The 15,542-nt window shown below is 27.1% G+C and carries 14 protein-coding genes and 1 tRNA gene; 8 read left to right on the top strand and 7 right to left on the bottom strand.

What is annotated here, in order from left to right:
* From BP769_RS06960 to BP769_RS06940, 5 genes are all read right to left on the bottom strand, one after another.
* Positions 1–666 (bottom strand): STT3 domain-containing protein (locus tag BP769_RS06960; RefSeq protein WP_413862341.1); only part of this gene is annotated, 666 nt, incomplete at its 3' end.
* A 389-nt stretch (positions 667–1,055) separates the two neighbouring features.
* Entirely contained in the window at positions 1,056–3,215 is a 2,160-nt protein-coding gene (topA, locus tag BP769_RS06955) for a DNA topoisomerase I (protein ID WP_413824499.1), read from the bottom strand.
* Between the two features lie 289 nt (positions 3,216–3,504).
* Entirely contained in the window at positions 3,505–3,678 is a 174-nt protein-coding gene (locus tag BP769_RS06950; RefSeq protein WP_409198102.1) for a hypothetical protein, read from the bottom strand.
* Positions 3,679–3,751: 73 nt separating this feature from the next.
* Positions 3,752–5,404, bottom strand: coding sequence for a phosphoserine phosphatase SerB (gene serB, locus BP769_RS06945; RefSeq protein ID WP_413824501.1), 1,653 nt, complete (start codon positions 5,402–5,404; stop codon positions 3,752–3,754).
* Between the two features lie 12 nt (positions 5,405–5,416).
* The gene (locus tag BP769_RS06940; protein WP_409198104.1) at positions 5,417–5,962 is read right to left on the bottom strand and encodes a TATA-box-binding protein; all 546 of its coding nucleotides are present in this window, start codon (positions 5,960–5,962) and stop codon (positions 5,417–5,419) included.
* A gap of 212 nt (positions 5,963–6,174) precedes the next feature.
* Here BP769_RS06940 and cyaB point away from each other — a divergent pair, with 212 nt between their 5' ends.
* The 5 genes from cyaB to fen all read left to right on the top strand — a co-directional run bounded on the left by cyaB (position 6,175) and on the right by fen (position 10,936).
* Positions 6,175–6,726 (top strand): class IV adenylate cyclase, encoded by a 552-nt coding sequence (cyaB, locus tag BP769_RS06935; RefSeq protein WP_413824503.1) that lies wholly within the window; start codon positions 6,175–6,177, stop codon positions 6,724–6,726.
* Between the two features lie 124 nt (positions 6,727–6,850).
* A complete protein-coding gene (locus BP769_RS06930) occupies positions 6,851–8,026 on the top strand; it encodes a homocitrate synthase family protein (RefSeq protein WP_413824505.1) in 1,176 nt (391 codons plus the stop codon).
* 42 nt (positions 8,027–8,068) lie between these two features.
* Positions 8,069–9,325: a homoaconitase large subunit gene (gene hacA, locus BP769_RS06925; protein WP_413824508.1), complete on the top strand. Its 1,257-nt coding sequence runs from the start codon at positions 8,069–8,071 to the stop codon at positions 9,323–9,325.
* Between the two features lie 30 nt (positions 9,326–9,355).
* The gene (locus tag BP769_RS06920; protein WP_413824511.1) at positions 9,356–9,931 is read left to right on the top strand and encodes a chorismate lyase; all 576 of its coding nucleotides are present in this window, start codon (positions 9,356–9,358) and stop codon (positions 9,929–9,931) included.
* A 21-nt stretch (positions 9,932–9,952) separates the two neighbouring features.
* Positions 9,953–10,936 (top strand): flap endonuclease-1, encoded by a 984-nt coding sequence (gene fen, locus BP769_RS06915; protein ID WP_413824514.1) that lies wholly within the window; start codon positions 9,953–9,955, stop codon positions 10,934–10,936.
* Positions 10,937–10,968: 32 nt separating this feature from the next.
* On the opposite strand, the gene BP769_RS06910 is transcribed toward fen, so the two are convergent.
* Both BP769_RS06910 and BP769_RS06905 read right to left on the bottom strand, forming a co-directional pair.
* Positions 10,969–11,628 carry a DUF2119 domain-containing protein gene (locus tag BP769_RS06910; protein ID WP_413824516.1) on the bottom strand — a complete coding sequence of 220 codons (660 nt, stop codon included), beginning with the start codon at positions 11,626–11,628 and terminating at the stop codon, positions 10,969–10,971.
* Positions 11,629–11,696: 68 nt separating this feature from the next.
* Positions 11,697–12,947: an adenosylhomocysteinase gene (locus tag BP769_RS06905; RefSeq protein ID WP_409198111.1), complete on the bottom strand. Its 1,251-nt coding sequence runs from the start codon at positions 12,945–12,947 to the stop codon at positions 11,697–11,699.
* A gap of 235 nt (positions 12,948–13,182) precedes the next feature.
* Here BP769_RS06905 and BP769_RS06900 point away from each other — a divergent pair.
* The 3 genes from BP769_RS06900 to BP769_RS06890 all read left to right on the top strand — a co-directional run bounded on the left by BP769_RS06900 (position 13,183) and on the right by BP769_RS06890 (position 15,458).
* A tRNA-Met gene (locus tag BP769_RS06900) sits at positions 13,183–13,290 on the top strand.
* A 137-nt stretch (positions 13,291–13,427) separates the two neighbouring features.
* On the top strand, positions 13,428–14,597 hold the full coding sequence (locus BP769_RS06895; protein ID WP_413824519.1) for an aldo/keto reductase: 1,170 nt from the start codon (positions 13,428–13,430) through the stop codon (positions 14,595–14,597).
* Between the two features lie 108 nt (positions 14,598–14,705).
* A complete protein-coding gene (locus BP769_RS06890) occupies positions 14,706–15,458 on the top strand; it encodes a HesA/MoeB/ThiF family protein (protein WP_413824522.1) in 753 nt (250 codons plus the stop codon).
* The last annotated feature ends 84 nt before the right edge of the window (positions 15,459–15,542 follow it).

The following is a 15,542-nucleotide window of genomic DNA, read 5'->3' as shown; positions in this document are numbered from 1 at the left end:
CCATGAAATGGAAAAGATTGCTACTGTAAGCACTGTTAAAATTGAATAGATTATTCTAAGTTTTGGATTATCGCTTCTTATACTTTCAATAAAGAACAGAAATATGAATAATGGTAATGTTACATTGAACATATCCGTATCAAAAAATCCTGCGAATGTATGTGAGAAGTAATTAGGGGCTAAAGTAACCATTATAGCTGCGGTAGCCGCACCATAATCATTCGTAACCCGTCTAACTATTGTATATGCAGGTATAGCTGCTAAACAAGAAACTATAGCACCTGCCCAAAATGCCACTTCTTTAAGTGACATAGAATGAAACATATTAGCAACATTATATAATCCCACAGTTACCCATGAAATCATTGGATCAAAAGTCGTATTCACCCCATCAGGTGAAGACCTGTGCATATCCACAGTAGTTCCATTAACTTGAGTATCACCAAAATATCCATGATCCAAATAATCTTGAGTCATACGTAAATTATAATATGAATCCATTTCACTAAAGTAAGGCAAACCATCAGAATCTTGATAAGTAGCTTTCATATCATCAGGGATGATAGAAATATCTGCTGCATGAGCCCTAAGTACAAAACAAAAGGCCATGATGATAATGATAATAGCCGCAGCTTTAGCAATTGTTTTTAATTTTTGCTTATCCATATAAAATCCTCATAAATTAAATAAAAGACAATGCAAATAAATTTTTTTATAACTAATAAATATAATTCTTTTTTAATGTTAAAAAAAAAATAATTATAACTTAAAAAAAATTTAATTTCACCATCTTAAATTTTTAATTAAATAAATTTAAATTATTAAATAATCATTTTTGATTAAATATTAAATTTATAATTAAAATTATTAAATCAAAATTTACACTAATTATATTAAATTAAATTTTTTTATAAAAAATGTAATGAAAAAAATTATTTCAAATTTAATAATAATTAACTATTCAATTTAAATATTTATATAACTTTCTAAAAAAAAGCAATTTTACCCTAAAAAAATATTGGGCAAAATTTTAAAATAAAAAAATAATAAAAAAATTATTTTTTAGATTTACTTTCCAAATCTTTTAATTCCTCTAAAGAACAGGTAAATCTACATTTAGGAAAACTTTTACAACCTACAAAATCCCCATACCTACCAGATCGTTTAACTAAATCTTTTCCACAATCAGGACAAACCCCAACAACTTTAACCACATGTCGTTTAGTATTATCTTTACCACAATTTGGATCTAAACAAGCATGTTGGCGAGGTTTACCAAAAGAAATAATAGGAAGACCACATTTTGGACATGTTTTCTTTAAAAAAGTAGCTCCTTTTGGAAGAGAATAAGTAATTTCACATTCAGGATAATTAGAACATCCTACAAAATGGCTTTTATTTCTAGGAGAGTACTTCATAACTAAATTTCCACCACAGGAACATTCACCAACAATCCTACTTTGTTGGTAAGCATCATAAAGTTTATCCCCAATATCGGCTTCATTTTTATTAATATCACCCAAAATAGCTTTAACTTCTTTTTCTGCATCATTAACAACTGCTTCTTGAGTAGTCTTATCATTACTGATACCTTCTAATCTTTTTTCAAAATCACGAGTTAAATCTTCACTAGTTAAATCTTCACAATATTCTTTTAATGTATCAATTAAATTTTCACCAAGCTGATTTACTTCAATTTTTTTACCACTAATATATTTCCTATCATAAAGTTTAGCGATAATATCCGCTCTTGTAGCCTTTGTTCCTAATTCCCTTTTTTCCAATTCTTTAATTAAAGAAGCTTCATTATATCTAGCTGGAGGTTTGGTTTCTTTTTGCTCAGAACATATTTTTTCTACTTTAATAATATCTCCTTTCTTAATATCTAAAAAATTTTCATTTTCTATTTTTTTAAAAGGGTAATGTGCTAACCATCCAAGATAAGAAACTCTTTTTCTTTTGAAGTTAAATTTTTCATTCGCTATTAATAAATCAGTTTTCACAGATTCTAATTTTGAATTTTCACAAAATACACTTATGAACCTATAAACAATTAATTCATAAATTTTTAGTTCATCTTTAGATAATTTATCAGGCAAAACGCCAGTTGGATGTATAGCAGGGTGAGCAGCATCCTTTTTTTTACCTTCATTAGGTTTTAATTCTGAAGGTAAATCTTGAATATGCTTCTTAAATTCTGCATTTTTGGATAATTGCATGAATATTTTTTTGTATTCTAAACTTTTTGGAAGTTTTTGAGAAGAAGTACGAGGATAAGATGTAAATCCCCCAGTATAAAGATTTTGAGCAATCATTTGTGTTTTTTTAGGACTAAAACCAAAAACTCCATAAGCTTCAGATTGTAACCCTCCTAAATTGAAAGGAACTGGAGGTTTTCTGATTGTTTCAGTTTTTTTAACTTCATCAACTAAAGCATTTTGATTTTGACATTTATCAAAAATTTCTTCAGCTCTTTTTTTATCAAATATCTTCCCATCTTCATGATCCGCTATTATTTCCCCATTTAGTAATGCTTTAATTAACCAATAGGGTTTAGGTATAAATTTTTTAATTTGTTTTTCTCTATCTACTAAAATAGACAATGTTGGTGTTTGTACACGTCCAGCAGAAAGTTTTAAAAATCTTTTCTTAGCTGTTCTAACTGAATGCATTAATGATTTAGATATATTTACCCCAAAATAGAAATCTAAAACATGTCTTGCTGATCCACTTTCGACTTGATGTAAATCCAAATCTATCATATTATTGTAAGCATCTAGAATATCGGTTTTAGTTAAAGTAGAAAATTTCATTCTTGATATATTAGCGGTAGTATTTTGACCACATGCATATTTTAATGCATTATATCCTATTAATGTTCCTTCAATATCATAATCGCAAGCATGAATAAATTTATCTGCATCTTTAGAAAATTTTTTTATTGCATAAACATAATCTCTTGTATATTTTTTAGTTTTATCTATTTCATAGAGGGGTGCCCACTCTAAATCAAAAAATACTTTACTTTTAGGATTAACTGGTGTTAATGAATATAAATGCCCTACAGCTGACAAAACTGTAATTTTTTTATTTTCTTCTTCAATTTCCCAATAAGATACTTTCTTATTATATTTTCTTTTTTTGACATTTGGTGAAATAGCTTGTGCTATTTTTTCAGCTGCTTTTGGTTTTTCGCAAATAATGATTTCATGCATGATTATCACTTATAAATAATTAAAGAAATCTTTTTATTTTTTTCATATTAAAAGTTTTTCAATATAAAAAAAATTAATTTATTAATTTATAAAATTGTTTTTATTTTAAATAAATTACAGAATTAATACTTTTAAAAAATTAATATTTTTAATATACACATTTTGGATGTATATAAAATTTTGTATAGATGTAAATTAAATTTTATAAAATTAGTAGCTTAAAAAAAGTAATGAATTTTAGAAATTAAAATTATAAAAAAATAGTTAGAAAAAAATGGATTATATAAACTTACTTTTTATATTCCTTATCGTAAAATCCATAAAAATTACTACAATAATTACACATAGGAAATTTTCCATAGTGATAATGGCTATTATCATTAGCATTTATATTGAATTTTTTACCACAGGTATAACATTCTTCAATTTTTTCAGGTTTATCAATTGTATCTTCTTCAACCATATATTTTCACTCTAAATAAATTATTTTTTTAATGAAAATTAAAAAAATATTAATGAATAAATTAAAAAAATATTTAACTTATATCATATTTTTGTAAAAGTAAAAGTTCTTCAGTTGAAAGTTTTTTACCATGTTTAAACTTATCAAAGATAACTTCAGCTTTTTCTTTTTCTTCTTTATTCCGTTTATTAGGAGATGATCCTTTATTATTAGATTTTTGTCTTCTAGGTTTGTTGTTTCTACCTAATTTTTTATTAATAACATGAATTTCACTTAAAACCATTTTAAAGTCTTCATGTTTAGCGGATGCATTCTTTCTAGCTTGAATAAAGTTTTTATGAGCTTCATCTGCTGCTGTTCTAATCTCATCAGTTTTTCTAAAGTATTTAAGCATGTTTTCATGAGCTTCTTGAGCTTTAGCAGAATGTTCCACAACATTAGCATGGTATAATTCTGATTCTTTTTTAAGCTCTTGAGCTTCATCTTTAACTTTATCGTCTTCTTTAACTTCAGTTAATTGTTTTCTAAGATCATTTGCATTTTTAACAAGCTGATTTTCTTTTTTAATATCTAAAACTCTAGTTTCAATTATTTTATCTATTTTTTTAATTTCATTTTCGAGTTTTACTTTATCTCTTTTACCAGAGGACCATTCAAGATTTTTGATTTTTTCATTAACGTCATTTCTTTTCTTTTTATTAGCTTCGACGTCTTTGTTAATCTCATTACGTGCATCTCTGTATTCAATAGCCTTTTGAAGATTTTCTTTTAAAGAATTATTTAATTCATCACGTATTTTACGTTGTTCCTTAGCTTCTTTATTAAAAGCTTCTCTTTCATCAGCAATTTGAGATATAAGTTTTTCCTTTTCATCTTTTTGTACTTTTACTCCATCCATAGTGTCTGCAAGCACAAAGTTAGTTGGTTCAGGAAGTTTAGACTTTTTAGATTTTTTAGATTTTTTAGAATCTTTAGCTTCTTTCTTAGAAGAATTATCTTCACCATCTTCAGCTTTAGAATCTTCAGGTTTTTCAGGTTCTTTAGCTTCAACTTTAGAATCTTTAGCTTCTTCAGATTCTTTAGCTTCAACTTTAGAATCTAAATCTTCTATAACAGTTAAAACATCATTTAAATCATTATCTTCCACAATTACATCAGCTATTTCTTTAACTTTTGGTTTTGCATTAAATGCTATACCATATCCAACACCTTCAAGCATGGATATATCATTAGCACCGTCACCAACAGCTATACAATCAGCTAAATCGTAATCTTTTTCTTTTAATAAATCAGATAAAACATCAAGTTTAGAACCGGAAACTAAAGGTCCAGTAACTTCACCAGTTAATTTTCCATCTTCTTCACTTAAAGAATTAGTAAATAAATAATCAATATTAAGTTTATCCTTAATAGAATCAGCAATAACATCAAAACTACCACTAATAATTGCTATTTCATAGCCTTTATCTTTTAATGCTTTAATTGTTTCTTCAGCACCGTTATTAAGAGGTAATTCATCAGCTATTTTCTTAATTTCTTCAACAGAAGCTCCTTCAAGAAGCTTAACTCTTTCATTTATAGATGTTTCGAAGTCAATATCACCGTTCATTGCTTGTTCAGTGATTTCTGCAATTTTATCTTGAACGTTTGCTAATTTTCCTATTTCATCTATTCCTTCACCATTAATTATAACATTATCTAAATCAAATACTACAAGTTTAATCAAACATACCACCAATTAAATTAAATCCAACTCTTTGAGTCTGTCATAAGCTCTTTCTACTCCGAGCTTAGCATCTCCTCGAGTTTTAGCCCCAGTACATACAACTTTACCAGAACCAAATAATAATAAAACAACTTTAGGGTCAGTCAACCTATAAACTAAACCTGGGAATTGCTCAGGTTCATATTCTGTGTTTTCTAATTCTAACGCCACAGCTTCTAAGTTTAGTGTGGATTGTAAATTAGCAGAAGCCACAATATTTTGAATTTTAATTTCGAATTCTTCAGGAATATCAGTGTCAATTGTCCGCATTTTATCCACAGTTTTTTTAATAGCCAACTTTGAGTCATCTATAGATTTTGCACCAGTACATACTAGTTTACCAGAGCTAAAAATCAAAGCAGCAGTTTTTGGATCTTTTAGTTTAAAAACTAAACCTGGGAACTGTTCACGATTAAAAGTAACGCCTTCTAATGCTTTAGAAATCTCAGTAAGAACAATATCTTTACCAATACTTGCAGAAGACACAATGTTCTCTATTTTTATATCAACATCGGTCAATTCATATACCTCCAATATAATTTAAAAAAAGTAAGTAAAATTTTAAAAATAACATAGTAAAACTTTTACTAAAAATATATTGTATTTATAAAGTATATAAATGTATTTATAAAAAATAAAAAAATAAGCTTATGAAAATATTTTAGAAAAGTAAATACAAAACATATAATATATAATAATTAAAAGAAATTTAAAATAAAATGAGGGATTAAATGATAGAAGTAGAAGCAAAAGCAAAAATTAATAGTTTTGAAGAAATTATTGAAGAATTAAAGAAATTAAATGTGGAAAAAAATAAAACTGAAACTCAAACAGACATATATTTTAACAGCCCAATAGTAGATTTTGCAAAAACTGATGAAGCTCTAAGGATTAGAAAAGTAAATACCGATGAAAAAGAAGAATTATTCATAACATACAAAGGTCCCAAAATAGATAAAAAAAGTAAAACCCGAGAAGAAATTGAAATGAAAATAGAAGATGAAAACAAATGTAAAAAAATTTTCATGAACTTAGGATTTACAAATGTTAGAACCGTTAAAAAAACAAGAGATTATTATGATTTAAATGAATATTCAATTAGTTTAGATAATGTTGAAGGATTAGAACCCTACATGGAAATCGAAACCATCTTAGAAGATGGGAATGATTACAAAAAAGCACAAGAAAATATTTTTAAAATTTTTGAAAAATTAGGAATAAAAAAAGGATTTGAAAGAACATCTTACTTAGAATTACTAGAAAACAAAGATAAAAATTTATAAAAAAATTAAAATTATTACAAAAATATTAAAAAGTTTTATTAAAAACAAAAAAGAAAATAAAAAAATTAAGATAACTATACTTTATAAAATATAAAAATAATTAACAAAAAATAGAGTGAAAATAATGCAATATTACACTAGTCCATTTAACAAAGAGGTAGAATTGAAGTTTCCAAAAAAAATCACCATATACGACACCACACTACGAGATGGAGAACAAACACCAGGCGTTTGCTTAGATAAACAGGAAAAACTTGAAATAGCTAAAAAATTAGATGAATTCAGAATACATCAAATAGAAGTAGGTTTTCCAATAGTTTCAAAACATGAAAAAGACACTGTTTCAACTATAGCACATGAAGGATTAAATGCAGATGTACTTTGTTTAGCTAGAACTAAAATAAGTGATATCAACGCAGCACTAGATTGTGATGTAGATGGAATTATAACATTTATGGGAACATCAGATCTTCATTTAGAACATAAAATGCATATTACTCGCCAAGAGGCTTTAAACACTTGCATGAAATCTATTGAATATGCTAAAGATCATGGTCTTTTCGTTGCATTTTCAGCTGAAGATGCAACAAGAACAGATTTAGATTATTTAAAAAGAATGTACAAAAAAGCAGAAAGTTATGGAGTAGATAGAGTCCATGTAGCAGACACAACTGGTGCAATAACCCCACAAGGAATGACTTTTTTAATCAAAGAATTAAGAAAAGAAATTAATACTAACATAGCTTTACATTGTCATAATGACTTTGGCCTAGCAGTTACTAACTCAATTGCAGGATTATTAGCTGGAGCAAATGATGTTTCAACAACTATTAATGGTATTGGTGAAAGAGCAGGTAATGCATCACTTGAAGAACTCGTAATGTCATTAAAACTTTTATACGGTAAAGATTTAGGGTTTAAAACAAAAATAATAAAAGAATTATCTGAAATGGTATCAAAAGATACTGGATTAGAAGTTCCTTACAATAAACCAGTTGTTGGTAAAAATATATTCAGACACGAATCTGGAATTCATGTTGATGCAGTAATTGAAGAACCATTAACATATGAACCTTACTTACCTGAATTAGTAGGTCAAAAAAGACAATTAGTTTTAGGAAAACATTCAGGATGTAGAGCAGTTAAAGCAAAATTAGATGATTGTGGTTATAATGTAACAAAAGATCAATTATGTAAAATTGTTAAAAGAGTTAAAGAAAAAAGAGAAGAAGGACAATATATTAATGATGATGTATTTAAAGACATTATAAGAAATATTGATGAACCTATTGACCCTTAAAATTAATTTAATTTCTTAATTAACTTAGATAAGTGGTATTAAATGAATATAACTGAAAAAATTTTATCAAAAAAAGTTGGACGAGAAGTAAATCCTGGAGAAATTATAGAAGTAAATGTGGATTTAGCTATGTCCCATGATGGAACATCTCCTCCTGCAATCAAAACATTTGAAAAAATAGCAGATAAAGTATGGGATCCTGAAAAAATAGCAATTGTATTTGATCATGTAATACCTGCTAATACTATAGGTTCTGCAGAATTTCAAAAAGTGGCAAGAGATTTTATAAAAAAACAAAATATTACACACCATTATACTCATGGAGAAGGAATATGTCATCAAGTCATACCTGAAATGGGTTTAGTTGAACCTGGAAAATTAATAGTTGGAGCTGATTCACATACTTGTACTTATGGTGCATTTGGAGCATTTTCAACAGGAATGGGTTCAACTGATATGGCTATGGTATATGCTACTGGACAAACATGGTTAATGGTTCCTGAAGCAATGAAAATTGAAGTGGAAGGAGAATTACCACAAGGGATAACATCAAAAGATCTTATTTTGAATATAATTGGAAAAATAGGAATTGGTGGAGGTACTTATAAAACAGCGGAATTTTGTGGTGAAACAATAAATGGCTTAGATGTTGATAGTAGAATGACCATGTGTAATATGGCAATTGAAATGGGTGCGAAAAATGGAATAATGGAACCTAATGAAGATACATTAAGTTATGTTATGAAAAAAACTGGAAAAACTAAAAATCAATTAAATATTTTAAAATCAGACAAAGATTCAATATATGAAAAAGAATATTTATTTGATGTTAATGATTTAGAAGCACAAATTGCTTGTCCAAATGATGTGGATAATGTTAAAGGATTATCTAAAGTAGAAGGAACATCAATTGACCAGTGTTTTATTGGATCTTGTACTAATGGTAGATTTTCTGATTTATTAGCTGCAGCTAAAGTTTTAAAAGGGCAAAAAGTTTCTGATGATGTTAGATTAATTATAATACCTGCATCTAAAAAAGTTTATCAAGAAGCTATGAATAAAGGTTTAATACAAATATTTATGGATGCTGGTGCAATAATTTGTAATCCTGGATGTGGACCTTGTTTAGGTGGTCATATGGGTGTTTTATCTGAAAATGAAGTGTGTATATCTTCAACTAATAGGAATTTTAAAGGTAGAATGGGAGATTCTGAGTCTGAAGTATATTTAGGAAATCCTTCAGTTGTAGCAGCATCAGCAATAAAAGGGTTTATAGAAAATCCAGAAAATATTTTTTAAAAATTTAAATATTAAATTTAATGGGATAAAATGACTTGTGAAGGCAATAATATTAATCAACGATTAATAGAAAAAATTTATACAGTTGAAAAAAATTATGGTAAAACTTTTTCCAATACACAAAAAATTCTTTTAACTACTGATGGATCAATAACTGCTATATTAGATGTTTTAAATGGAAAAATTGATTTAAAAACACTTGAACAACATTTTGAAAAATCAACCCCTGAAATAGCAGAATTAATAGACATTGATTGTGGAGAAGAAATAAATTATAGAGAAGTATTAATGCATAAAAATAATAAACCATTAATTTATGCCATTTCTTATATTCCATTAAAAAGATTACATGATAATTTTAAATCTGATTTAATTAGAGCAGATATACCTATAGGAAGAATTCTTCGAAAATATAATATGGAATCTAGAAGAGAGATAAAAACTATACAAGTTGAAAAATCTAATGAAAAATTAGAGGAAATATATAAAACTGATAAGGATTTTTTAACAAGAACTTATACAATTATTCATAATGAAAAAATTTTAATTTGGATAAAAGAATTTTTCCCAATTACATATTTTGTTGAAAAAGATAGTATTAATTAAATAATATAATGGTGTGATTAAATGGGTGTAAAATTTACTGATATTATTAAAACAGAAGAAATTGGATTTAAAGATTTAGAAGGGCATAGTGTTGCAATTGACACATATAATACTCTTTACCAATTTTTATCAGGTATACGTCAAAGAGATGGAACACCTCTTATGGATCAAGATGGTAATATTACTTCACATCTTAGTGGATTATTATACAGAACTTCTTCAATTGTTGAAAAGGGAATTAAACCAATTTATGTTTTTGATGGAAAACATTCTGACTTTAAAACAAACACTGTTATGAAAAGAAAAGAAGTTAGAAATGAATCTGAAAAAAAATGGAAAGAAGCATTAGATGAGGGGAATGAAGAAGAAGCTCGTAAATTTGCAATGCGTTCATCAAAAATATCTCCTTATATAATAGAATCTTCTAAAAAATTACTTGATTTATTAGGAATTCCATATGTACAATCTAAAAGTGAAGGTGAAGCTCAAGCATCATATATGGTTCAAAAAGGAGATGCTTGGTCTGTTGCATCACAAGATTATGATTGTTTATTATTTGGGGCTTCAAGAACTGTTCGAAATTTAACTTTAAGTGGGGGTTTATCTAATTTAAAATATATGGAACTTGAAAAAATTCTCGCAAATTTAGATTTAACAAGAAACCAATTAATAGATATTGCAATTTTAGTAGGTACTGACTTTAATGAGGGAATTAAAGGCATAGGGGCAAAAACTGGATTAAAATTAATTAAAAATGATAGTTTAGAAAATATTTTAAAAAACAAAGAGGTAGAATTAGAAGTAGACCCGGATATTCTTAGAAATATTTTTTTAAAACCTGAAGTTAACACAAATTATGAAATTAAATGGAAAAATGTTAAACTAGATCAATTAACTGAATTTATGTGTGAAGAACATGGTTTTTCAGAAGCTAGAGTTGTAAGTTCTGCAAATAAAATGAAAAAATTAAATTCAACACAAAAAAGTTTAGAAGATTGGTTTTAAAATTTATTTATTATTAAAAAAAAGTTTAAATCTTAATATGGGGAGAATGATACTCCAAATAATTCTCGAACATATTTTATTGCTAAATCCACTTGTTTAGGATATTTAGCACTTATATTATTTTCATATTCTTGACGTGTATTTGATTTAGTTACTAAGTATAATAAATCCATAGCTTTATCAATAGATAATTTTTTATTAAAACCATACTGGTTTTCTACTTTTTTTAAATCAAAATGTTTACTATTGAATGATGGGATTTCTATAGTTTTACAAACAGTTTCTTTTTCAAAATATTTAAATCGTATTAATGGTGAAACTGAACTAACTAATATAAAATTCCCACAATCTATTAAAGGTGGAACTCCTTGAGATTGAAATCTTGAATCATCAATTAACTTTTTATAATGGGAAATATTATAACAGTGAAGTTCCGTGTAAAAATCAGGCCTATATTTTTGTATTAAATCAATTATTTTTTTACCTTGTTTAGATTTATAGAATTTTTTATTTATTGTTGATATATATGGTGTGTCATCTAAATTGTATATGTAAATCTGTCCTGGCCCAAAATCTTCTTTTTTTAAGAGTTTTATAAGGTTAATTGTAGTTCTACCTTCGTTTCCATGTACTCCACCAATTATTAATTTTGTTGGACCTTTTCCATTATTTATATGACGGTAATATGACATTTTTTTTCTATAAATTTTTATTATTAAAAATAAAATTAAAAAGAGAAGTTTCTCTTTTTTTTAAATTTTTATGTTCCTTGAGCCCAATTAGCTAAATAAGATTCTTGAGTATCTGATAAGGAATCTATTTCTATTCCCATTGCTTTAAGTTTTAATCTAGCAACAGTATCATCAATAGAATCAGGTGCTTTCATAACATCTATTGGTAAATCGTTTTCTAAAATATATTTTGCAGATAATGCTTGTACTGCAAAACTCATATCCATTATTTCTGCTGGATGTCCTTGACCTCTAGCTGCAGCGAGATTTACTAATCTTCCATCTGCTAATAGATAAAGTTTTCTACCGTCTTCCATTACAAACATTTCTATACTTTCTCTTACTTCTTCTACCGCTACAGATTGTGATTCTAAATCTTCTCGATTTATTTCTACATTGAAATGTCCAGAATTTGCTAGTAAACATCCATCTTTCATATATTTGAAGTCATCACCTTTAATAATGTCAATATTTCCTGTTACAGTTATTATTAAATCAGCGATTTTGACAGCTTCTCTAATAGTCATTACTCTAAAACCATCCATTCTTGCTTCTAAAGCTCTGATTGGATCCACTTCAGTTACTATTACATTTGCTCCTAAACCATCAGCTCTTGATGCTACTCCACGGCCACACCAACCGTATCCACATACAACAACATTTTTTCCTGCAATTAACATATTAGTTGTTCCCATGATAGCATCTAATGAGGATTGTCCAGTACCATAACGATTATCAAATAGATATTTAGTATATGCATCATTGACCGCTACAACTGGGAATTTTAATGCACCATCAGCATGCATTCCTTCTAATCTATGAACACCTGTTGTTGTTTCTTCACATGCACCCATAATTGTTTTTAAAAGATCTGGTCGTTTTTCATGAATTGTTAGAATCATGTCTGCCCCATCATCAATTATTATGTCGGGTTTATGACTTAGTACATCATTTATAGTTGAGTAATATTCTGTTTCACTTTGTTCTCTCCACCCATAAATGTTTAATCCTAAAGCTGCTCCTCCTGCTGCTGCATCATCATGAGTTGAGAGGGGATTACAACCAGTCATTGCTACTTCTGCCCCTCCTGCTTGTAATGTTAATCCTAAATTTACAGTTTTAGGTTCTAAATGTAAACAAGATCCTATGGTAATTCCTTCAAAAGGTTTTTCTTCTTCAAATTGTTTTTTAATATGTTCAAGAACAGGCATGTGTTTTTGAACCCATTTAATTTTTCTTATACCCTCATCGGCAAGGGCCATATCTTTTACTTTACTCATTGATAATCACTTTTTAAATTTAAAAATTATTTTTTATGTAAGTTATATTATTATATTATATTACTATTTTTTATTATATGTTTTATTAAAAATTATGTATTAAAATTTTATTTATCTTTTTTATGAAAAAATAAATTTTTTAATTTATGTATTACTGGATAATTATTTTCAAAAATTTAGTAAAAAGGGAAAACTTTATAAGAGATTAGTTACTAAAATTTTATTACTGTCAGATGCCGGGGTGGCTCAGCTGGTTAGAGCGCACGGCTCATAGGGTTTTAAGCAGTGCTCTGACAATTCCTGGGATACCGTGAGGCCACGGGTTCGAATCCCGTTCCCGGCATTTTTACAATCCCAGGAATAATATACATTAATTTTAACTATTTTTAAATAATTTATAACCTAAATAATTATTAATCGCTACTAAATATCATTTTTAGATAATCTATTTTAAATTATAAAAGTATTAGGTGAAAAAAATTGCAATATAAAGAATTAGGGAATACTGGCGAAAAAGTTTCTATTTTAGGTTTTGGAGCTATGCGTTTACCCCACGAAAATTCTAACGATGAAATTAACTTAGGAAAAACTAATGAGATACTTAGTTATGGTATTGATAATGGAATAAATATAATTGATACAGGTTATTCATTCCATGCTACTGATTTAAAGGGTAAAGGTAATTGTGAACCTGTTATTGGAAATTTTTTAGAAAATGGTTATAGAGAAAAAGTTTTATTATCTGCTAAATTACCTAGTTGGTTAATTAAAGAAAAAAATGATATGGAAAACATATTTAATGAACAATTATCTAGGTTAAAGACAGATCATATTGATATTTATTTATTACATGGATTAAATAGCGAATATTGGTCCAATTATAAATCTTTAGATGTTTTTGATTTTTTAGATGATATCTTAAATGATGGTAGGGTAAAACATGTAGGTTTTTCTGCACATACCGAATTTGATATATTGATGAGTATTTTAAGTGAATATGATAAATGGGAAGTTGTATTAAGTCAAATGAATTATTTAGATGAAAATTATAAAAGTGGTCTTGCTGGATTAGATTTGATTAGTAGTATGGGAATTGGAAATATTATTATGGAACCTCTTAGAGGTGGAAGATTGGTTGAAAATATTCCTAAAGATATAAAAGATATGTGGGATACTGCTGAAGTTAATAGAACTCCTGTTGAATGGGCTTTTGATTACTTATGGAATATGGAAAATGTTGATTGTGTTCTTAGTGGCATGAATTCTTTAAAACAAGTTCAAGAGAATATCGAAATTGCATGTAATGCTAAAGTTAATTCTATTTCAGAAAATGATTTAAGTTTAATTAATGAAGTGGCTAGGGAATATAGATTTAAAAAGGGTAATGATTGTACAGGTTGTCAGTATTGTATGCCTTGTCCTAATGGAGTTAATATTCCTAATTGTTTTAGAGAGTATAATATAGCTAAGATATTGGATGATCCTGCTGCTAGTAGTATGCATTATTTTAACTTAATTTCAGATAATAGTAGAGCAGATAAATGTAATAATTGTGGCAAATGTTTAAATTTTTGCCCTCAACTTATTAACATTCCTAATGAGCTTAAAAAAGTTCATGAATTATTTGGTGAAAATTTTAACTTATTTTAAATCTTTTTTTGTTTTTTTTATTTAATTTTAATTATATAAGATTAAAAATTATTAATATAAAATAGATATATTAAATTAAATAAAATTTAATTATAATTAGTGATGAAAATGCCAACAAGATATATGGAAATGGGTTATTGGGAAATTGCAAGTAGACAAATGAGTATTGTTACAAAAAGCCAGCAAAAAAGATTTAAAGAATCAAAAATAGGAGTTGTTGGTTGTGGTGGTATTGGTGGTTCAGTTATAGAAATGCTAGCTCGTATGGGTGTTGGAGAGTTAAATCTTATTGATAAAGATTATTTTGATTTCTCCAATTTAAATAGACAATTATTGAGTACAACTTCAACTTTAAGAAAATCTAAAAGTGAAACTGGAAAAGAAAGAGTAAGAATAGTTAATCCTTATGTGAAAGTTAATACTTTTAACGAAGAATTAGATGAAAGTAATGTTAATGATTTAGTAGGTGATTGTGATATTGTTATTGATGCATTGGATAATTTAATTTCAAGAATTATTTTATCTAGATTTACTAAAGAACATAATATCCCTTTAGTTCATGGGGCAATTCATGGTACTATGGGACAAATTACTGTTTTTACTAAGGATAGTGAAAGTTATGAGGAATTATTTGAATTACCTTCAGTTAATAAAAAAATCAATGCCCAAATTGTTAAAGAGATTGAATCATTAAATAATGGTGTTCCCCCAGTTATCGGCCCAGTTCCTAATATAATTGGGGCTTTACAAGCATTTGAGGCATATAAATATATTACGGGTGTTGGAAAAGTTATTTATTCTCCGAATATTTTTAAGTTTGATTTATTGAATTTGAATTCTTTTTGTACTGTTAAATTATAATTCTTATTTTAAATTTTTTTAATGAATTAATATAATATTTTTTTTAGTTTTTGTATTATTTTAAAAAAGTTTATATAGTATTAG

Origin of the sequence: Methanobrevibacter sp. UBA417, assembly GCF_002508845.1 — an archaeon.
Classification (GTDB): Archaea; Methanobacteriota; Methanobacteria; order Methanobacteriales; family Methanobacteriaceae; genus Methanobrevibacter_A; species Methanobrevibacter_A acididurans.
This window is presented reverse-complemented; position numbering and strand designations above follow the sequence as displayed.